Raw genomic sequence first — 20,368 nt, forward strand, 5'->3', positions numbered from 1 at the left:
CGCCAAAAATCGAGCTGTCTCACGATAAGCGTCGTTGGGGCTCGGGACAACATCGTTGCGAGATCTTGGTAAAAGATCCCACACTACAAAAAAATAAAGCCTACAGGAGCCCTACCGTGAGCCGCCTGCTATTGAACTGCGACATCGGCGAAAGCTTTGGCAACTGGACCTTGGGTCTGGACGCCGAAGTCATGCCGTTCATTGATTGCGCCAACGTAGCCTGCGGTTTCCACGCCGGCGACCCGAGCATCATGCGCAAGACCGTCAGCCTGGCCTTCGAGCATGGCGTGCAGGTGGGCGCGCACCCGGCGTACCAGGACCTGCAGGGTTTCGGCCGCCGCTCCATGGCCTACACCCCGCAGGAAATCCAGGACCTGTTGCACTACCAGGTCGGCGCCCTCGACGGTATTTGCCGGGCCCAGGGCGGGCGGGTCAGCTACGTCAAACCCCATGGCGCGATGTACAACGACATGATGGCCAAGCCTGCGCAATTGCGTGCGGTGATCCAGGCCGTGGCGGCCTACGACGCCAGCCTGCCATTGATGCTGATGGCCACCCGTGACAACAGCGCCGCCCAGGCCCTGGGTGAGGAATATGGCGTGACCCTGTGGTTCGAAGCCTTTGCCGACCGTGCCTACGACAGCGCCGGCCATCTGGTCTCCCGCCAGTTGCCGGGCGCGGTGCATCATGACCCGGAAAAGATCATCCAGCAGGCCTTGATCATCGCCCGGGGAGAACAGTTGGTCGCCAGTGATGGCAGTCCGTTGCACCTGCAAGCCAATACCTTGTGCGTGCATGGCGATAACGCCAGCTCAGTGGCTGCCGTGCAGCGCATCCGCGAGGCGTTGACCCCAGCATGAAGCCACGGATTGAAGTGGTGGCCATCGACTGCCTGATGGTGCGCCTGTTTGAGGTGATCGCCGAAGACAACATGCCCTGGATGCTCGCCGCCACCCGCCGTTTGCGCGAAGGTTTTGGCCCGGCGCTGGTGGACCTGGTGCCGTCCTACACGACCCTGATGGTGCACTACGACCTGCTGGCGCTGGACCCTGGCCAGGCACGGGCGTTGATCGACCAGGCGCTCAAGGAATTGCAGCCCGAACCCAAGGGCAGCGGGCAATGTCATGTGTTGCCGGTCTGGTATGACCTGAGTGTCGGCCCGGAGTTGGCGTTGCTGGCGCAGCGCAGTGGCCTGGCAGTGGAGGAGGTGATTCGCCGTCACAGCCAGCATGAGTACCAGGTATTCGCCTTGGGCTTCGCCCCGGGGTTTGCCTTTATGGGGCTGGTGGATGAACAGCTCGCGACACCGCGGCTCAACACCCCGCGCAAGCGGGTGGCGGCGGGCAGCGTGGGCATCGCCGAGCGGCAGACGGCGGCTTATCCGGTGGTCTCGCCAGGCGGCTGGAACCTGATTGGCCGCACGCCGGCCAAGCTGTTTGACCGTGAACGCGAGGGCTACAGCCTGATGCAGCCTGGGGATACCGTGCGCTACAAAGCGGTCAGCCATTGCGAATTCATCAACCTGGGCGGCGATGATACGCCGTTGGAGGCGCAGGCATGAGCCGCTTGCTGATCGAGGCCAGCACGCCGCTGTGCCTGTTGCAGGACGCCGGACGTTTTGGCGTCAGGCATTTGGGCGTGACCCAGGGCGGCGCGCTGGATTGGGTGTCGATGTCGTGGGCCAATTGGTTGCTGGGCAATGCCCTGGATGCGCCGGTGGTGGAAATCACCTTGGGTGGCTTCACCGTGCAGGCCGAGGACTATTGCCTGCTGGCGCTGGCCGGGGCGGACTTGGGCGCGTATGTCGACGAGCGCGCGATCAGCCCGGGGCGCAGCTTTATTCTGCAAAAAGGCCAGCGCTTGCGTTTTACCCAGCCTTTCAGCGGTGCGCGGGCTTACCTGGCAGCGCCGGGCGGGTTTGATGCGCCGCAGGTGCTGGGCAGCTGCGCCACGGTGGGCCGTGAAGAACTGGGCGGGCTGGATGGCTTTGGCCGGTCACTGGCCGAAGGTGCGCAATTGACCTATTCGGGCGTGGGCGGTGCGATGCAGGTGTTGTCCGCCGGGCAATTGCCGAAGCTGGATTCCAAGGCGCCGCTGGAGGTGATCCTCGGGGCGCAGATCGGTCAGTTTGGCGGGCAGAGTCTGTTTGATGTGTTCAACAGCGAGTGGACCCTCGACAGCCGTGCCGACCGCATGGGCATGCGCTTGCTGGGTACGCCGCTGGAATATCAGGGGCCGTCGCTGATCTCGGAAGGCATCCCGCTGGGGGCGATCCAGGTGCCGCCGGACGGGCAGCCGATTGTGTTGCTCAATGACCGGCAGACCATTGGCGGCTACCCACGATTGGGCGCGTTGACGCCATTGGCGTTGGCGCGGCTGGCGCAGTGCTTGCCGGGGGAGAAGGTGAGGTTGGCGCCGGTGGTGCAGGAAACGGCGCATCGCCAGCAAGTGGAGTATTTGCAGTACCTTGCCAGAAACTAAAGATCGCCGCAGGACAAAATGTGGGAGCGGGCTTGCTCGCGAAGGCGGTGTATCAGCCAATATATTCGGTGACTGACACTGCGCTTTCGCGAGCAAGCCCGCTCCCACATTTGATCGTGGTTGTCTGGGAAACAACTTACTTCGACAAAAAGCGCATCCCTTCCTCAAGCCCGCGCAACGTCAACGGAAACATCTGGTCCTCGATCAAATCCCGCACAATCCCGGTGGACGCCGTATAGCCCCAGGTATCTTTCGGGTACGGATTAATCCAGATCAGCTTCTTGTACTTCTCCATGAACCGCTGCATCCACACATACCCGGGCTCTTCATTCCAGTGCTCGACGCTGCCGCCGGCCTGGGTGATTTCATACGGCGCCATGGCCGCATCACCAATAAAGATCACTTTGTAGTCGGCGCCGTACTTGTGCAGCAAATCCTGGGTCGAGGTGCGTTCCGAGCCCCGGCGCATGTTGTTCTTCCACACCGATTCATAAATGAAGTTGTGGAAGTAGAAATACTCCAGGTGCTTGAACTCGGTCTTGCACGCCGAGAACAACTCTTCGCAAGTCTTCACATGGGCATCCATCGAGCCGCCGATGTCGAACAGCAGCAACAGCTTGATGGTGTTGCGCCGCTCCGGGCGCATCTGGATATTCAGCAGCCCGGCATCGCGGGCCGTATGGTCGATGGTGCCGTCAATGTCGAGCTCTTCCGCCGCACCCTGGCGTGCGAACTTGCGCAGGCGGCGCAGGGCGATCTTGATGTTGCGGGTGCCCAGTTCCACCGAATCATCGAGGTTCTTGTACTCGCGCTGGTCCCAGACCTTGACGGCCTTGCCCTGGCGCTTGCCGGCATCCCCCACGCGTATGCCTTCGGGGTTGAAGCCGCCGGAGCCGAAGGGGCTGGTACCGCCGGTGCCGATCCACTTGTTGCCGCCGGCGTGGCGTTCTTTCTGTTCTTCGAGACGTTTCTTGAATTCTTCGATGAGCTTGTCGAGGCCGCCGAGGGACTGGATCTGTGCGCGTTCCTCGTCGGTCAGCGAGCGTTCGAATTCCTTGCGCAGCCAGTCTTCGGGGATCAGCGCCTGCAGGTGATCATCGAGTTTTTCCAGGCCATTGAAGTAGGCGCCGAAGGCCCGGTCGAACTTGTCGAAATGCCGTTCGTCCTTCACCAGGATCGCCCGGGCCAGGTAGTAGAACTCGTCCATGTCGGCGAAGGTCACGCGCTGTTTCAGCGCGTTGATCAGGTCCAGCAGCTCACGCACCGACACCGGCACCTTGGCTGCACGCATTTCATTGAACAGGTTGAGCAGCATGGCAATCGCCCTTATCGGTTACCGCGACGGCTCATGAACGCCAGGCGTTCCAGCAACTGCACGTCCTGCTCGTTCTTCACCAGGGCACCGGCCAGGGGCGGGATGGCCTTGGTGGGGTCGCGCTCGCGCAGTACCGCTTCGCCGATGTTGTCGGCCATCAGCAGTTTCAGCCAGTCCACCAGTTCGGAGGTGGACGGTTTTTTCTTCAGGCCCGGTACTTTGCGCACGTCAAAGAATACGTCGAGGGCTTCGCTGACCAGGTCTTTCTTGATGTCCGGGTAGTGCACGTCGACGATCTTTTGCAGGGTGGTGCGGTCCGGGAAGGCGATGTAGTGGAAGAAGCAGCGGCGCAGGAACGCGTCCGGCAGCTCTTTTTCGTTGTTGGAGGTAATGATGATGATCGGGCGCTTCTTGGCCTTGATGGTCTCGTCGATTTCGTAGACGTAGAACTCCATCTTGTCGAGTTCTTGCAGCAGGTCGTTGGGGAACTCGATGTCGGCCTTGTCGATTTCGTCGATCAGCAGGATGACCCGCTCCTCGGACTCGAAGGCTTCCCAGAGCTTGCCCTTTTTCAGGTAGTTGCGTACGTCGTGCACCTTGTCCACGCCCAGTTGCGAGTCTCGCAGGCGGCTCACCGCGTCGTACTCGTACAGGCCCTGGTGCGCCTTGGTGGTGGACTTGATGTGCCAGGTGATCAGCTTGGCGCCAAAGGATTCGGCCAGTTGCTCGGCGAGCATGGTCTTGCCGGTGCCCGGTTCGCCCTTGACCAGCAGTGGCCGCTCCAAGGTGATGGCGGCGTTGACGGCCAGTTTCAGGTCATCGGTGGCAACGTAGGCCTGGGTGCCTTCGAACTTCATCTATCAATCCTCGAACGTGACGCCGAACGGTGCAGGACCGAAGCGGGCGAGTAATCAGCTTGGCCCGACTATACCGCGCAGCCCCGGCGACTGTGAACGCAGACGGGCTATTCAGTCTCTGAATGGGCAGTCACGTTGAAGATCAATCTGTCGAGGGCTTGGGTTGTTCATAGCGGGCGTTGAAGGCCTGGACAAAACCATTGCGCAAAATCTGCAAAAACGCCTGGAACGCGCTGATATCTTGCTGATGCACGTTGCCGCTGAGCTCCACGCGGGTGGCGAACTGGTTTTTCTGCTGGTTCTTCAGCACGGTTTCGCTGACGCCAACCACCGCCTCCCAGATCGACCGAAAGATGCCCTTGTCCTTGTTCTCGACATCCTGCTGCCAGTTGAACACTTCGACATTGCGCAGCAAAGGCTTGATGTAGCCGGTCAACTGGCCTTTTTCGGCCTGGGCTTCCACCACCAGGTCGCCGTTGCCGGCATTGAAGTCGAACTTGCCGTAGGCCGAGGCGAAGTCATTCATGCGCTTGAGTTCGATATCCCGGGCCCGGAAGCGGAATTCGAAGTTTTCGAAATTGCTCAAGGGGTCGAACGTGGCGGTGGCTTCCAGCGGTGCCTGGCCCAGGAACAGCGCCTTGCCGTCGAAGCGCGCGTCGCGCTGGCCTTTGACATCCACCACGTTGGTCAGGTTGTAGAAGCTGGCGTTGACCTGGGTCGCGTACATATTGACCGGCGGTTTCGAACTGAAGTTATGGAACGCGATCTTGCCGTCGTTGATGCGCACCTCATTGAGGGTGATCGGCAACAGTTTGCTCAGTTGGGCACGCCAGTCGGTGCCCTGACCGGTCTGGGACGCCTGTTTGTTGGTGCCGCCGTCGACGAAGTTCAGCTCCGGCTTGATGAACTGTGCCTCGGCCACCACTGCGTGGTCGTACCACAGCGAATGCCAGCTGACCGACAGGTCGATCACCGGCGCCTTGACGAACGGTACCGGCACCTTGCCGTCGACCTTGACGATCTGCAGGCCGTTGATCCGATAGGCGCCGCGCCACAGTGCGAGGTCGACATCGGTGACCTGGCCGCGGTAATCGCCCATGTCGGCGAGTTTGTCATTCAGGTAATTGCGCACCAGATAGGGCAGGGCGATATCCAGGACGACCAGCAGTACCACGACCCCGACGAGGGTCCAGAGCGGCCAACTGTAGCGACGTTTCATAGGAAAATTCTCCATCCGTGTAGGCGATTGACTGCTGGCGCCGCCGGACGTTCGCTTGACTGGACGCCTTGCAACACGAGGCATACCCTTGGGGCCTTCCTGAAATTGCCTTAAGGACCCGTCATGAGCCGCATTTTTGCAGACAACGCGCACTCCATCGGTAACACGCCCCTGGTTCAGATCAACCGTATCGCGCCGCGTGGCGTGACTATCCTGGCCAAGATCGAAGGGCGTAACCCGGGGTATTCGGTGAAGTGCCGGATTGGCGCAAACATGATCTGGGATGCCGAAGGCAGCGGCAAACTCAAGCCGGGCATGACCATTGTCGAGCCGACTTCCGGCAACACCGGGATCGGCCTGGCATTTGTTGCCGCCGCCCGTGGTTACAAGCTGTTGCTGACCATGCCCGCCTCCATGAGCATCGAGCGCCGCAAGGTGCTCAAGGCCCTCGGCGCCGAACTGGTGTTGACCGAGCCGGCCAAGGGCATGAAGGGCGCGATTGAAAAAGCCGGCGAAATCCTTGCCAGCGACCCGGCCAGGTACTTTATGCCGGCCCAGTTCGAAAACCCGGCCAACCCGGCGATCCACGAGAAAACCACCGGTCCGGAAATTTGGAATGACACTGATGGCGCGGTGGACGTGCTGGTAGCGGGCGTGGGCACTGGCGGCACCATCACCGGGGTGTCGCGCTATATCAAGAACATCCAGGGCAAGCCGATCCTGTCGGTGGCGGTGGAGCCGATCAGTTCGCCGGTGATTACCCAGGCGCTGGCCGGTGAAGAGATCAAGCCCAGCCCTCACAAGATCCAGGGTATCGGCGCCGGTTTTGTGCCGAAGAACCTCGACCTGTCGATGGTCGACCGGGTCGAGCTGGTCAGCGACGAAGAATCCAAGGCCATGGCGTTGCGCCTGATGCAGGAGGAGGGGATTCTGTGTGGTATCTCCTGCGGCGCGGCGATGGCCGTGGCGGTGCGACTGGCGCAGAAGCCGGAAATGCAGGGCAAGACCATCGTCGTGGTGCTGCCGGACTCCGGTGAACGCTACCTGTCGAGCATGCTGTTCGCCGATTTGTTCACCGATCAGGAAAACCAGGCTTGATTCAAATCAGCGCGATGGCGTGGCCCTTATGCATAATTGGCCCGTTATCGCGCACCGCTAGATGCTGATTGTTGGAGTGCGCGGGTTTTTCCCGAGGCCCGGAGTGTTTATCATGGCCGGCTGCTACGTCTGGTTTCCCCGTAACGGGAGGCTAATGGCCAGACGCCTATTTCCAGGAGTTGCTGCATGACCTTTTCTTTGGCCGCCAAACTGTCGGTGTTGCTGCTGTTTATCGGCAGCACGCTGTATGTGCATTTGCGTGGCAAGGCCCGTTTGCCGATGTTGCGTCAGTTCGTCAACCATTCAGCGCTGTTCGCCCCGTACAACGCCTTGATGTACATCTTCTCCGCCGTGCCGTCCAAGCCGTACCTGGACCGCAGCAAGTTCCCGGAGCTGGACGTGCTCAAGGACAACTGGGAAGTGATTCGCGAAGAGGCCATGCACCTGTTCGACGAGGGCTACATCCGCGCCGCGGAGAAGAACAACGACGCCGGTTTCGGCTCGTTCTTCAAGAAGGGCTGGAAGCGTTTCTACCTCAAGTGGTACGACAAACCGTTGCCGTCGGCTGAACTGCTGTGCCCGAAAACCGTGGCCCTGGTCAGCAGCATTCCCAACGTCAAGGGCGCGATGTTCGCCCTGTTGCCAGGTGGCAGCCACCTCAACCCGCACCGTGACCCGTTTGCCGGTTCCCTGCGTTATCACCTGGGGCTGTCCACGCCGAACTCCGACGACTGCCGTATTTTCGTCGACGGCCAGGTGTACGCCTGGCGCGACGGTGAAGATGTAATGTTCGACGAGACCTACGTGCACTGGGTGAAGAACGAAACCGAGCACACCCGGGTGATCCTGTTCTGCGACATCGAACGCCCGCTGAGCAACCGCCTGATGACCCGCATCAACCGTTGGGTCAGCGCGCAACTGGGGCGCGCCACCGCGCCGCAGAACCTGGATGACGAACGCGTTGGCGGGATCAACCAGGCATATGCCTGGAGCAAGCGCTTCAGCGACAGCTTCAGTGGCGTGGTCAAGCAGTGGAAGCGCAAGCATCCGAAGGCTTATCGCATCCTGCGGCCAGTGCTGGCGGTGGTGGTGCTGACGGCGCTGGGGTATTGGTTGTTTGGTTAAGGCGTTTGCAGGCTCGAAAAAACCGCTCCGATGAGCGGTTTTTTTATGCGCTGGATTTGTGCGGGCGAAGTTATTGCAAAGCATGTCCCCAGCTGGTTATAGTCGGCCGCAGGTGTTTCCAGACACCTTGTTCATCCCTTCATAAAAGATCAGCACATGCCAGCTTCCCTGCGCATAGCGGTAGTCGATTCAGCGGTCAACGCTGCGGTCGTGCCGTGCGGGAGCCAGCAGCCTGCGCAGATCAGTCACTACCCCCCACCTGTCAGTAGCACGCCGGTGTACGCAGTCGTATCACCGCCGGGTGTTGGCATTTCGGGCTGATCAGCTGATGGCTGTTCCCCTGTGCCCGCCTGAAAAAACCTACTGAATTTCAGCTGTTGCTGAGTTGGCTTTTTGCCTGATCACAGGTGGTATCCATGTCTGTTCTTTCGAAACAATCCGTGGCCGCGGCGGCCTCGACGAGCCTGTTTGTCTTGCTGTGGAGCAGTGGGGCGATTTTCTCCAAATGGGGCCTGGCCCACGCTTCACCCTTTGCGTTTCTGCTGATCCGTTTCGCCATCGCCCTGGCGGGGTTGGTGATACTGGTACCGATCCTCAAGCTGAGGTTGCCGCGTCCCGGCAAGCCGATGCTTTACGCGGCGGCTACCGGGCTGGTGCTGTTGGGGGCCTACCAGATTTTCTATCTGCTGGCCCTGGACCTCAAAGTCACGCCCGGCATGATGGCAACCATCATGGGCGTGCAACCGATCCTGACCGTGGTGTTGATGGAGCGCCGGCGCTCCTGGAGCCGGATGTTCGGCCTCGGGCTGGGAATGGCGGGGTTGATCATGGTGGTGTACCAGGGCATCGGGATGTCCGGCATGTCCCTGGCAGGCATGCTTTTTGGCCTGTTGGCCCTGGCCAGCATGACCTTTGGTTCGATCATGCAGAAGCGCATCACCGATAACCCGTTGGGCACGTTGCCTGTGCAATACCTGGCCGGCTTGCTGTTGTGCTCGGTGTTTGTGCCGTTCCAGCCGTTCCACTTTGAACACAACACCGGCTTTTTCGTGCCGGTGCTGTGGATGGGGCTGGTGGTGTCGTTGCTGGCGACGCTGTTGCTGTACCGGCTGATTGCCCGGGGCAATCTGGTGAATGTCACCAGCTTGTTCTACCTGGTGCCCGCGGTGACGGCGGTGATGGACTACCTGATCTTCGGCAACAAGCTGGCAATGTTGAGCTTGCTGGGGATGGGCTTGATCATCGTCGGATTGGCTTTCGTGTTCCGTAAGGGCTGATAAACCCAATGCTGTAGGAGCCAAAAAGCTCCTACAGCTTGCGGGCCAATCTCCCCGGCCGAAGCACCAGCCACAACGCCCCCGCAATCAATAACCCGCCATACAGATGCGCCATGGACAACGGCTCATCCAGCAGCAACGCGCCCCACAACACCCCGAATGGCGGAATCATGAAGGTCACGGTCATCGACTTCACCGGGCCGATGGACGTCAGCAAGCGGAAGTACAGGATGTAGGCAAACGCCGTGCATACCAGCCCCAACCCCAGCAGCGACAACCAAACAGGCCAGCCACCCCAGCTGACCGGTGGATGGCTGATGGCACTCCAGGCAAACAGTGGCAACAGGAACAGCGTGGCCCCGAGCATGCTGCCCAGGGCCGCCAGGCGACTGTCCAGCCCGCCCTGTTGATCGAGCCAGCGGCGTGCCAAAAAGCCGGCAAAGCCATAGCAGGTGGTCGCCAACAGGCATGCCAGCGCACCCATCAACAATTCCATGTCGAAGGCCACCGGCCCGGCGCGGGTCAGGATGCCAACGCCGAACAGGCCCAGGCATACCCCGGCGATTTTCGACGGCGTGAGGCGCTCACTGAAGAACAACCCGCCAATCAGCACGCCCATCAGTGGCGTCGTGGCATTGAAGATCGCCGAGTAACCGGCCGGCAGCACTTGGGCCGCCACTGAATACATGGTCGCGGGAATGCCCGAGTTGATCACCCCGAGCAACAGGACCGTCTTGAACTTGCCCTGGAAATCCCAACTCACCCGCATCATGGCGAGGATCACCAGCAGGCCGGTGGCAGCAATCGACACCCGGAAAAACGCGGTAGGAAGGGTGCCGATTTCCGGCGCGATAATTCGCATGAACAAAAAACTCGCGCCCCAGATAGCGGCCAGCACCAACAGGTGCAGGGTGTCGACAGGTCTCACGGAGGAACTCCAGTTTGATAAGGGCGGAAGTGTTGCCCACCGACCTGTCTGACACAATCGCTAATACATGTTTTACAGCACGAAACGCGTCACCAAGCCATTGAGGTCCACCGCCAGCCGCGACAGTTCCTGGCTGGCCGCCGAGGTCTGGGTGGCACCGGCGGCGGTTTGCGTCGACAGGTCCCGGATGTTCACCAGGCTGCGGTCCACCTCACGAGCCACCAACGCTTGCTGCTCGGCGGCGCTGGCGATCACCAGGTTGCGCTGGCTGATCTGCGAGATCGCCGCCGTGATTTTCTCCAGTGCACTGCCGGCGCTGTTGGCTCGCTGCAAGGTCTGGCCAGCGTGTTCGGCGCTGCTGTTCAGGGCGCCGACGGTGTCCTGGGTGCCTTGCTGGATACCGTTGATCATCTGCTCGATTTCTTCGGTGGAGTCCTGGGTGCGTTGTGCCAGGGAGCGCACTTCGTCAGCCACCACGGCAAAACCACGACCGGCCTCGCCCGCGCGGGCCGCCTCAATCGCCGCGTTGAGTGCCAGCAGGTTGGTCTGCCCGGCAATCCCGCGAATCACTTCAAGCACCTTGCTGATGTCCTGGGCCTGCGCCGCCAGGCCCTCGGCCTTGGTCGAGGCACCGAGGACTTCGTCCACCAGGTTCTGGATCGAGCTGATGGTTTCGCTGATCTGGTAGTGACCGTGCTTGCTGTCTTCGTCGGAGGCCTTGGAGGCTTCGGCGCTGGAAACCGCATTGCCCGCCACTTCATCGACTGCCGCGCTCATCTGCGTCACGGCGGTGGCAGCCTGTTCGATCTCGTCGTTCTGCGCTTGCAGGCCGCGGGTGCTCTGCTCCATTACCGAACTCATCTCCTCCGCCGCCGAGGCCAACTGCTGCGACGATTCGCTGATGCCACGGATGGTTTCCTGCAGGTTGGCCTGCATGGTGGCCAGCGCGGTGAGCAGTTGCGCCGGCTCATCCTTGCCCTCCACGACGATCGGCCGGCTCAGATCGCCGGAGGCGATGGTGCGGGCCACTGTCAGTGCCTGGCCAATGGGCGCGGTGATGCTGCGGGTCAGCAGCCAGGCCAGCAACAAGGTGGCCAGCAGGGCGGTGATGATGATCAGGCCTACGATCCATTGGGCGCTGTAGTACATCTGCGCCGCTGACTCTGCGGCTTCCTGGACGCCTTTCTGGTTGAAGGTGATCAGGTCTTCCAGGCTCTTGTTGAGCACCAGGCCCTGGGGCGCGAGGCGGCTGTTGAGCAGGTCCATGGCCTGCTGCTGTTGATCCTGGTCCACCAGCTGAATCATCTGGCCCATGATGCTCATGTACGTCGATACGGTACTTTTCAGCTGGTTGAGCATCTCGGCGTCCTGCTCGTTGACCACCAGTGTTTCGTATTGCTTGAAGCTTTCCTGCAGGTCTGCCTGTTCCTTGCTGATCAGGCTCTTGCTGTTGTCGCGCACCCTGGATTCGTCGGTGGTCAACAGGCGCAGTGCTTCCAGGCGGATGCTGGCGATAAAGGCCGCGCTGTCGTGGACCGTCTCGATGCTCGGCATCCAGGAATCCTCAATCACGGTGGCGCTTTCCCGCAGCTTGGCCATTTGCCCCAAGCCAAACAGACCCACCACTACCAGCAAGCCGGCCAGTACCGCAAAACTCAGACTGGCGCGCAGGCCGATCCCCATATTCCTCAATGACATCTCAATGCTCCTTTGGCGGTTAGAACCTGATCCCGGATCGGTCTTCTGACCTTGTTAGGTGGGAGAGGGCGCGCTATATAGCAAAGTGCCACTAGCTAGGGTAGTCAGGGTTTCCCTTACGTTGGATCCAATGGTCGAGAAGCCACCAGTACCGGAGCAGTAGAGCAAAGACTCTTATTTACCCCGGCTCGCACAGGCAGGCCACGTCACACAAGGCCTGTAGATGAAACGTTTAATGCGGGGAGGGTGACGCGCGGGTTTTTTGTTGACCGGTTAGTCGAATTAAATAAAGAGTAAATAAATGTACGAAATGAACAATCTTGTACAAGTCTGAATGAAAAATGATCCTTCTCCTGTTCCCGCACACTGGCTAAGCTCAGCTCACTCCAAATGCCCGCAGAGGTTTCCCGAATGCCGCAGCCAACGCCCGCCCTCGACATTGCGCAGATGATCCTCGACGGCTTCGACGACTACCGCGAGCACTTCCGCCAGATCACCGACGGCGCCCGGGAGCGTTTTGAAAAGGCGCAGTGGCAGCAAGGGCAGGCGGCATCGGCTGCGCGCATCAATCTTTACGAAGAGAAGGTCAGCGAAGTCACGGCGCGGCTGCGGGCGGCTTTCGATGAAGCCGTGTTGCTCGACATTGCCGCCTGGCCGCTGGTGAAAAGTGCCTACATCAGCCTGATCGACCTGCGGTTTGACGATGAGCTGTCCGAGACCTGGTACAACTCGACGTTTTGCGGCCTGTTCAGCCATGACCTGATCAGCGACGGCTGCATGTTCATCCATACCACCCGGCCCAGCCTGCGCCGCGCCCGGGCGGCGCAAACCCGCACCTACAAGCCGGGCGGCAAGCTGGCGGGCATGCTGGAGCAGATTTTCGCCGACTACAGTTTCAGCGAACCCTACGCCGACTTGCCCGCCGACCTGCGCCGCCTGGAGGCGCAATTGCGCGAAAACCTGCCGGACTGGGTGTGCAAGGACCCGGACCTCAACGTCGAACTGTTTTCCTCGGTGCTGTACCGCAACAAAGGCGCGTACCTCGTAGGGCGCATCTACACCCGCGACGAACAGTGGCCGCTGGTGATCCCGCTGCTGCACCGCGAAGGGCGCGGCATCCAGATCGACGCGCTGATCACCGACGAGGCCGATGTGTCGATCATCTTCTCGTTCACCCGCTCCTATTTCATGGTGGACGTGCCGGTGCCGGCGGAGTTTATCGGCTTCCTCAAGCGCATCCTGCCGGGCAAGCACATCGCCGAGTTGTACACCTCCATCGGCTTCTACAAACACGGCAAATCCGAATTCTACCGGGCGCTGATCAACCACCTCGCCACCACCGATGACCAGTTCATCATGGCGCCGGGCGTGCGCGGCATGGTCATGAGCGTGTTTACCCTGCCGGGCTTCAACACCGTGTTCAAGATCATCAAGGACCGGTTTTCACCGTCGAAAAACGTCAACCGCGCCACCGTGATCGAGAAGTACCGGTTGGTGAAAAGTGTCGACCGGGTAGGGCGCATGGCCGACACCCAGGAGTTCGCCGACTTCCGTTTTCCGTTGAGCAAATTCGAGCCTGAATGCCTGGCCGAACTGCTGGAAGTCGCCGCCGGTACCGTCGAGGTCGAAGGCGATACGGTACTGATCCGCCACTGCTGGACCGAGCGGCGCATGACCCCGCTGAACCTCTACCTGGAAAACGCCAACGAAGCCCAGGTGCGCGAAGCCCTGGAAGACTACGGCCTGGCGATCAAGCAACTGGCGGCGGCGAATATTTTCCCGGGCGACATGCTGCTGAAGAATTTTGGCGTCACCCGCCACGGTCGCGTGGTGTTCTACGACTATGACGAAATCTGTTTCCTGACCGAGGCCAACTTCCGCCACATCCCGGCGCCGCGTACCCCGGAAGATGAAATGGCCTCCGAGCCCTGGTATTCCATCGGTCCGCTGGACGTGTTTCCCGAGGAGTTCCCGCCATTCCTGTTTGCTGATTCCGCCCAGCGCCGCCTGTTCGACGAACTGCACGGCGAGTTGTACAACGCCGACTACTGGAAAGGCCTGCAAGAGGCGATTCGCGCCGGCAAGGTAATCGATGTGTTTCCTTACCGGCGCAAGGGCCTGGACAATGAATGAGGGGAGCGCGCGGCGGCGCTTTTCTGCGACAATCCGCCCCCTGCCTACATAGACGACCTTTGCGTACCTGATGACTGACCAAGCGCCCGCTATCGACCAACTGCTGAAAAACCTCGATCACGCCATGCTCGCCGACCGCCACCGCCTGCGGCGGCAGCTGCTTGAGCTGCGCAAGAAACCCGATGAGGAAAAACTTGCGCAGTGGGTGACGCGGATGCAGGCCTCCTGCGCCCAGGTGACAGCGCGGCGCGCCAGCCTGCCGGTGATTCGCTATGACGACAGCCTGCCGATCGCCGCCAAGCGTGACGAGATCAAGGAAGCGTTGCTCAAGCATCAGGTGCTGATCATTGCCGGTGAGACCGGTTCGGGTAAAACCACCCAGTTGCCGAAAATCTGCCTGGAAATCGGCCGCGGCCAATACGGCCTGATCGGCCACACCCAGCCGCGGCGGATTGCGGCGCGCAGCGTGGCGAGCCGGGTCGCGGAAGAGTTGGCGACGCCGCTGGGTTCCCTGGTGGGTTATCAGGTGCGGTTTGAAGACCAGAGTGATTCCAACACCCTGATCAAGCTGATGACCGACGGTATCCTGCTGGCCGAAACCCAGAACGACCGCTACCTCGAACGCTACGACACGATCATCGTCGACGAAGCCCACGAACGCAGCCTGAACATCGACTTCCTGCTGGGTTATCTGAAAACCCTGCTGCCGCGTCGCCCGGATCTCAAGGTCATCATCACCTCGGCCACCATCGACCTGGAGCGCTTTTCCAAGCACTTCGACGATGCGCCGATTGTCGAGGTGTCGGGCCGCACCTTCCCGGTGGAGACCTGGTACCGCCCGCTGACCCTGGAGCAGGACGAGGAGGGCAACCGCGTCGAGGACGACCTGACCGTCGACCAGGCGATTCTCGCCACCCTCGATGAGATCGCCGCCTTCGAGCGCAGCGAGCGCAAGAGCCCCGGCGATGTGCTGGTGTTCCTGCCCGGCGAGCGCGAGATTCGCGACGCTGCCGACATGCTGCGCAAGGCCCAGCTCAAGCACACTGAAATCCTGCCGCTGTATGCGCGCCTGTCACCGGCGGAGCAGCAGCGGATTTTCCAGTCGCACCCAGGCCGGCGTGTGGTGCTGGCGACCAACGTCGCGGAAACCTCGCTGACCGTGCCAGGCATTCGTTATGTGATCGACAGTGGCACCGCGCGCATCAGCCGCTACAGCTACCGGGCCAAGGTGCAGCGACTGCCGATCGAGGCGATTTCCCAGGCCAGTGCCAACCAGCGTAAAGGCCGGTGCGGGCGGGTCGAACCCGGTATCTGCGTGCGCTTGTACAGCGAAGAGGATTTTATCGGGCGCCCGGAATTTACCGACCCCGAGATTCTTCGCACAAACCTCGCGGCCGTAATCCTGCAGATGCTGCACCTGCGCCTGGGCGAGATCACCGATTTCCCGTTTATCGAGCCGCCGGACGGCAAGGCCATCAGCGACGGTTTCAACCTGCTGCAAGAGTTGTCCGCCGTTGACCGCAACAGCCAGCTGACACCGATGGGCCGCCAGTTGGCGCGTCTGCCGGTGGACCCACGCATGGGCCGCATGTTGCTGGAGGCGGCCAAGCTTGGCAGCCTGCAGGAAGTGCTGATCGTCGCCAGCGCCATGTCGATCCAGGACCCGCGCGAGCGTCCGCCGGAGCGCCAGCAAGCCGCCGACCAGGCTCACGCACAATGGAAGGACGCGGATTCGGACTTCGCCGGGTTGGTGAACCTGTGGCGTGGTTTTGAAGAGCAGCGCCAGGAATTGACCGCCAGCCCGCTGCGCAATTGGTGCCGCAAGAATTTCCTGAACTACCTGCGCCTGCGGGAATGGCGTGACTCCCACCGCCAGTTGAGCCTGATCTGTCGCGACATGCAGTTGACCGTCAATAAAGAACCGGCGGACTTCCCCAAACTGCACAAGGCGGTGCTGTCCGGCCTGCTCAGCCAGATTGGCCAGAAGACCGAAGAGGGCGATTACCTCGGCGCGCGTCAGCGGCGTTTCTGGATTCACCCGTCGTCGGGTATTGGCAAGAAGCGTCCGCAATGGCTGATGACCGCCGAGCTGGTGGAAACCACCAAGCTGTACGCGCGGATGGTGGCCAAGATCGACGCCGACTGGATCGAGCCGTTGGCCGGGCACCTGATCAAGAAAAACCACTTCGAACCTCATTGGGAAAAGAAGCGCGGCCAGGTGGTGGCGTTTGAGCAGATCACCCTGTTCGGGTTGATCATCGTCGGGCGCCGGCCGGTGCATTACGGGCCGATTGATCCGGTGACGTCTCGCGAGCTGTTTATCCGCGAAGGCCTGGTGCGCGGCGAGATCCAGTCCCGGGCCCGCTGCCTGACGGCCAACCAGCAATTGCTGGAGCAGCTCGACGAACTGGAAGCCAAGGCCCGCCGGCGCGATATCCTGGCGGACGAGGAAACGCTGTACGCCTTCTACGATGCGCGCCTGCCGGCGGAGATTCACCAGACCGCGACCTTCGACAGTTGGTACAAGGTCAACAGCCAGAAAGACCCGCAGCTGTTGATCATGCGCGAAGAAGACGTGCTGGCCCGCGAGGCCAGTGAAGTCACCGCCGCCCATTACCCCGACACCTTGCACCTGGGCGACCTGGCCCTGGCCTTGAGTTATCACTTCGAACCCAACCATCCACGGGACGGTGTGACCCTGCGCGTGCCGGCGCCGCTGTTGCCGGCCTTGCCACCCGAGCGCCTGGAATGGCTGGTGCCGGGTGTGATCGAGGCCAAGTGCATTGCCCTGGTGCGCAACTTGCCCAAGGCCCTGCGCAAGAACTTCGTGCCGGTGCCGGATTTCGTCAAGGCGGCGTTGCAACGTATCGAGTTCGGCCAAGGCTCGTTGCCTCAGGCCTTGGGGCGTGAGCTGCTGCGCATGACCGGGGCACGGGTCAGCGATGAAGCCTGGGCCGAGGCTGCGCAGCAGGTGGAGAGCCACCTGAAGATGAACCTGGAAGTAGTCGACGGCCAGGGCAAGTTCCTCGGTGAAGGCCGCGACCTGGCCGAGTTGACCGCGCGTTTCGCCGAGGCCAGCCAAGCAGCGTTGGCGGTGCCGCAGACTGCGAAGAGCCAGCAGCCGGTGGAGGCCAAGGTGTTCGCGGCGGTGGCCGAGAAAACCCAGCAAAACATCGCCGGGCTTTCGATGACGGTGTATCCGGCCTTGGTCGAAGAAAACGGCACGGTCAAGGAAGGGCGTTTCTCTACCGCTGCCGAGGCTGAGTTCCAGCACCGTCGAGCCTTGCAGCGCCTGCTGCTGCAACAACTGGCCGAGCCGGCAAAGTTCCTGCGGGGCAAATTGCCGGGCCTGACCGAGTTGGGGTTGATGTACCGCGAGCTGGGGCGTATCGAAGCCCTGGTGGAAGACATTCTGTTGGCCAGCCTCGACAGTTGCGTGCTGGAAGGCGAAGCCAGCCTGCCGCGGGACGGCGCCGGCCTGGCCGCCCTGGCCGAGCGCAAGCGTGGCAGTTGGACCGAGCACGCCGAGCGCCAGGCGCGCCTGACCCTCGAAATTTTGAAATTGTGGCATGGCCTGCAAAAACGCTTCAAGGGCAAGATTGACCTGGCCCAGGCGGTGGCGCTGAATGATATCAAGCAGCAACTGAGCAATCTGGTGTACCCCGGTTTCGTACGGGAAACCCCGGCGCAATGGTTCAAGGAACTGCCGCGCTTCCTCAAGGCCATCGAGCTGCGCCTGGAGAAATTGCCAAGCCAGGTGCAGAAGGACCGGGTCTGGAGTACCGAGTTGGGCGGCTTGTGGAGCCAGTATCAGAACCGCCTGAACAAACACGCCCAGGAAGGCAAGCGCGACCCTCAGCTGGAGCTGTATCGCTGGTGGCTGGAGGAATACCGGGTTTCGCTGTTTGCCCAGCAGTTGGGCACCAAGGTACCGATTTCCGACAAGCGCCTGAGCAAGCAATGGAGCCTGGTCGAAGCGTGACCGACGTGCGGCAAGCAACTGTGGCGAGCGAGCTTGCTCGCTCGCCACAGGGAAGGTGTTTGTGCGGGATAGGCGCCAAGTGTCCGATGTTGTGGCAAACTTCGCGGTTATAAATGCCGGGATCGTCGAGTTGGGCTGGTGCAGCCGTGGCGCGATGGAATAAAGCGTTTCCAGTTTGAAGGCCGCTGGGCGGCATAAAACTACTTACGGTTTGGTACGACGGTACCAATACCCTTCTGCCTGAACAGATTTAGAGGAACGACCGTGCATAACGTCGTCATCAGCGGCACAGGCCTGTACACCCCGGCCAACAGCATCTCCAACGAAGAGCTGGTGCAGTCTTTCAATGCTTACGTGCAACAGTTCAACCTGGATAACGCCGCCGCCATTGAACGCGGTGACGTGGAGGCCCTGACCGAATCCAGCGCCGCCTTTATCGAGAAGGCCTCGGGCATCAAGAGCCGCTTTGTCATGGACAAGGCCGGCATTCTCGACCCGCAGCGCATGGCGCCACGCCTGCCCGAGCGCTCCAACGACGAATGGTCGATCCTCTGCCAGATGGCCGTCAGTGCTGCCGAGCAAGCCTTGCAGCGCGCCGGCAAGACCGCCGCCGATATCGACGGTGTGATCGTCGCCTGTTCCAACCTGCAGCGGGCGTACCCGGCGATTGCCATCGAAGTCCAGGAAGCGCTGGGTATCCAGGGTTTTGGCTTTGACATGAACGTGGCGTGTTCCTCGGCGACCTTCGGTATCCAGAACGCCGCCAACAGCATCCAACTGGGCCAGGCGCGGGCGATCCTGATGGTCAACCCGGAGATCTGCACCGGCCACCTGAACTTCCGCGACCGCGACAGCCATTTCATCTTTGGCGATGCGGCCACCGCCGTGATCCTGGAGCGGGCCGACCTGGCCACTTCCGAGCATCAGTTCGACGTGGTGAGCACCAAGTTGCTGACCAAGTTCTCCAACAACATCCGCAATAACTTCGGCTTCCTCAACCGCGCGGCGGAAGAGGGGATTGGTGCCCCGGACAAGCTGTTCGTGCAGGAAGGCCGCAAAGTCTTCCGTGATGTCTGCCCGATGGTCGCCGAGTTGATCGGCAAGCACCTGTCGGAAAACCAGCTGAATGTCGGCGATGTGAAGCGTTTCTGGCTGCACCAGGCCAACCTCAGCATGAATCATCTGATCGTGAAGAAACTGCTGGGCCGCGAGGCTTCTGTGGAAGAGGCGCCGGTGATCCTCGATACTTACGCCAACACCAGTTCGGCGGGTTCGGTGATTGCGTTCCACACCTACCAGGACGACTTGCCGAAGGGCGCTGTGGCTGTGCTTAGCTCGTTTGGCGCAGGGTATTCGATTGGTAGCGTGATCCTGCGCAAACGCTGATCATGTTTTGAAATCGAGGTCTTGAATGGCAGCAGCGGACGACGCGCACCTGCTTGAACGATTGCTCAAGGGTGAGCAGCGGGCCTACAAGGAGTTGGTCACCACCTACCAGAGCGCTATGCGCGCGGTGGCCTATGCCATTGTTGGCCAGCGCCATGCCGACGAGGTGGTGCAGGACGCCTGGCTCTCGGTGGTGCGCAACCTGGCGAAATTCGAGGGGCGTTCCAGCCTCAAGACCTGGCTGCTGACCATTACTGCCAACTCGGCAAAGGGCCGCTACAAGCAAAACCGCCGGGAAGTACTGCTCGATGACTTGCCGGCGCCCCATGGCACCATCGGTGATGATCGCTTTGTGCCCGACGATGGCCACTGGGCGGTCGCGCCGTTTGCCTGGCATCAGGACACTCCCGAAGCGCTGCTTACCGAAGACGAACTGCGTAATTGCCTGGAGCACACGCTGGCCAGTCTTTCCGAACTGCAAAGCAGCGTACTGCTGCTGCGCGAACGTCAGGGGCTGGAGTTGGAGGAGATTTGTAATCTTCTGACGCTATCGCTCTCCAATGTTCGTGTGCTGTTGCATCGAGCACGGCTTAAAGTCTTCGCCACGGTGGAGCATTTTGAGGAAACCGGCGAATGTTGACCTGTAAGGAACAAGTGGCACGTTCCAGTGACTATCTCGATGGGCAACTGACCTTTCGCGAGCGCCTGCTGGTGCGCCATCACCTGATGTTCTGCCCCAACTGCCGGCGCTTTATCCGGCAGATGCGCTTGATGCAGGCGACGCTGAAGATCCTGCCCGAGCCGCCTATCGCCGATGTTGATGCGTTGGCCGAACGCCTGGCCGCCGAGCGCTCCCGCGACCAATAATA

At 61.1% G+C, this 20,368-nt stretch carries 16 protein-coding genes; 11 read left to right on the top strand and 5 right to left on the bottom strand.

Going from position 1 to position 20,368, the window contains the following annotated elements:
• Positions 1 to 116: 116 nt before the first annotated feature.
• From A462_RS06720 to A462_RS06710, 3 genes are read left to right on the top strand one after another with little or no spacing between them, the layout of a single operon-like run.
• On the top strand, positions 117 to 860 hold the full coding sequence (locus A462_RS06720) for a 5-oxoprolinase subunit PxpA (protein WP_008437944.1): 744 nt from the start codon (positions 117 to 119) through the stop codon (positions 858 to 860).
• Positions 857 to 1,561, top strand: coding sequence for a 5-oxoprolinase subunit PxpB (gene pxpB / locus A462_RS06715; RefSeq protein ID WP_008437945.1), 705 nt, complete (start codon positions 857 to 859; stop codon positions 1,559 to 1,561). The genes A462_RS06720 and pxpB overlap by 4 nt, the downstream gene beginning before the upstream one ends.
• Positions 1,558 to 2,481 carry a biotin-dependent carboxyltransferase family protein gene (locus A462_RS06710; protein ID WP_008437952.1) on the top strand — a complete coding sequence of 308 codons (924 nt, stop codon included), beginning with the start codon at positions 1,558 to 1,560 and terminating at the stop codon, positions 2,479 to 2,481. Before pxpB ends, A462_RS06710 begins: the two co-directional genes overlap by 4 nt.
• A gap of 136 nt (positions 2,482 to 2,617) precedes the next feature.
• Here A462_RS06710 and A462_RS06705 read toward each other — a convergent pair whose 3' ends face one another.
• The 3 genes from A462_RS06705 to A462_RS06695 all read right to left on the bottom strand — a co-directional run bounded on the left by A462_RS06705 (position 2,618) and on the right by A462_RS06695 (position 5,872).
• Positions 2,618 to 3,796: a vWA domain-containing protein gene (locus A462_RS06705; protein WP_003210689.1), complete on the bottom strand. Its 1,179-nt coding sequence runs from the start codon at positions 3,794 to 3,796 to the stop codon at positions 2,618 to 2,620.
• 11 nt (positions 3,797 to 3,807) lie between these two features.
• Positions 3,808 to 4,653 carry an AAA family ATPase gene (locus A462_RS06700; protein WP_003210690.1) on the bottom strand — a complete coding sequence of 282 codons (846 nt, stop codon included), beginning with the start codon at positions 4,651 to 4,653 and terminating at the stop codon, positions 3,808 to 3,810.
• Positions 4,654 to 4,795: 142 nt separating this feature from the next.
• Positions 4,796 to 5,872 carry a DUF748 domain-containing protein gene (locus A462_RS06695; RefSeq protein ID WP_008437961.1) on the bottom strand — a complete coding sequence of 359 codons (1,077 nt, stop codon included), beginning with the start codon at positions 5,870 to 5,872 and terminating at the stop codon, positions 4,796 to 4,798.
• Between the two features lie 123 nt (positions 5,873 to 5,995).
• Here A462_RS06695 and cysK point away from each other — a divergent pair, with 123 nt between their 5' ends.
• The 3 genes from cysK to A462_RS06680 all read left to right on the top strand — a co-directional run bounded on the left by cysK (position 5,996) and on the right by A462_RS06680 (position 9,372).
• Entirely contained in the window at positions 5,996 to 6,970 is a 975-nt protein-coding gene (cysK, locus tag A462_RS06690; protein WP_008437962.1) for a cysteine synthase A, read from the top strand.
• 186 nt (positions 6,971 to 7,156) lie between these two features.
• Positions 7,157 to 8,095 carry an aspartyl/asparaginyl beta-hydroxylase domain-containing protein gene (locus A462_RS06685; RefSeq protein WP_003210693.1) on the top strand — a complete coding sequence of 313 codons (939 nt, stop codon included), beginning with the start codon at positions 7,157 to 7,159 and terminating at the stop codon, positions 8,093 to 8,095.
• Between the two features lie 416 nt (positions 8,096 to 8,511).
• The gene (locus tag A462_RS06680) at positions 8,512 to 9,372 is read left to right on the top strand and encodes a DMT family transporter (protein ID WP_008437977.1); all 861 of its coding nucleotides are present in this window, start codon (positions 8,512 to 8,514) and stop codon (positions 9,370 to 9,372) included.
• Between the two features lie 31 nt (positions 9,373 to 9,403).
• Here A462_RS06680 and A462_RS06675 read toward each other — a convergent pair whose 3' ends face one another.
• Both A462_RS06675 and A462_RS06670 read right to left on the bottom strand, forming a co-directional pair.
• Positions 9,404 to 10,300 (bottom strand): DMT family transporter, encoded by an 897-nt coding sequence (locus A462_RS06675; protein WP_008437984.1) that lies wholly within the window; start codon positions 10,298 to 10,300, stop codon positions 9,404 to 9,406.
• Positions 10,301 to 10,372: 72 nt separating this feature from the next.
• Complete coding sequence (locus A462_RS06670; RefSeq protein ID WP_023659094.1) at positions 10,373 to 11,998, bottom strand: methyl-accepting chemotaxis protein; 1,626 nt, start codon at positions 11,996 to 11,998, stop codon at positions 10,373 to 10,375.
• Between the two features lie 411 nt (positions 11,999 to 12,409).
• On the opposite strand from A462_RS06670, the gene aceK reads away from it, so the two are divergent.
• The 5 genes from aceK to A462_RS06645 all read left to right on the top strand — a co-directional run bounded on the left by aceK (position 12,410) and on the right by A462_RS06645 (position 20,366).
• Positions 12,410 to 14,131, top strand: a complete 1,722-nt coding sequence (aceK, locus tag A462_RS06665) for a bifunctional isocitrate dehydrogenase kinase/phosphatase (RefSeq protein ID WP_008437985.1) — start codon at positions 12,410 to 12,412, stop codon at positions 14,129 to 14,131.
• A 70-nt stretch (positions 14,132 to 14,201) separates the two neighbouring features.
• Positions 14,202 to 18,113: an ATP-dependent RNA helicase HrpA gene (gene hrpA / locus A462_RS06660; protein ID WP_008437986.1), complete on the top strand. Its 3,912-nt coding sequence runs from the start codon at positions 14,202 to 14,204 to the stop codon at positions 18,111 to 18,113.
• Between the two features lie 264 nt (positions 18,114 to 18,377).
• Positions 18,378 to 19,499 (top strand): beta-ketoacyl-ACP synthase III, encoded by a 1,122-nt coding sequence (locus A462_RS06655; protein WP_003210699.1) that lies wholly within the window; start codon positions 18,378 to 18,380, stop codon positions 19,497 to 19,499.
• Positions 19,500 to 19,524: 25 nt separating this feature from the next.
• Complete coding sequence (locus tag A462_RS06650; protein WP_008437987.1) at positions 19,525 to 20,139, top strand: RNA polymerase sigma factor; 615 nt, start codon at positions 19,525 to 19,527, stop codon at positions 20,137 to 20,139.
• Positions 20,133 to 20,366, top strand: a complete 234-nt coding sequence (locus tag A462_RS06645) for an anti-sigma factor family protein (RefSeq protein WP_003210701.1) — start codon at positions 20,133 to 20,135, stop codon at positions 20,364 to 20,366. Before A462_RS06650 ends, A462_RS06645 begins: the two co-directional genes overlap by 7 nt.
• Positions 20,367 to 20,368: the final 2 nt, after the last annotated feature.

This window comes from Pseudomonas sp. Ag1 (assembly GCF_000278565.1).
In the GTDB taxonomy this organism is placed as follows: Bacteria; Pseudomonadota; Gammaproteobacteria; order Pseudomonadales; family Pseudomonadaceae; genus Aquipseudomonas.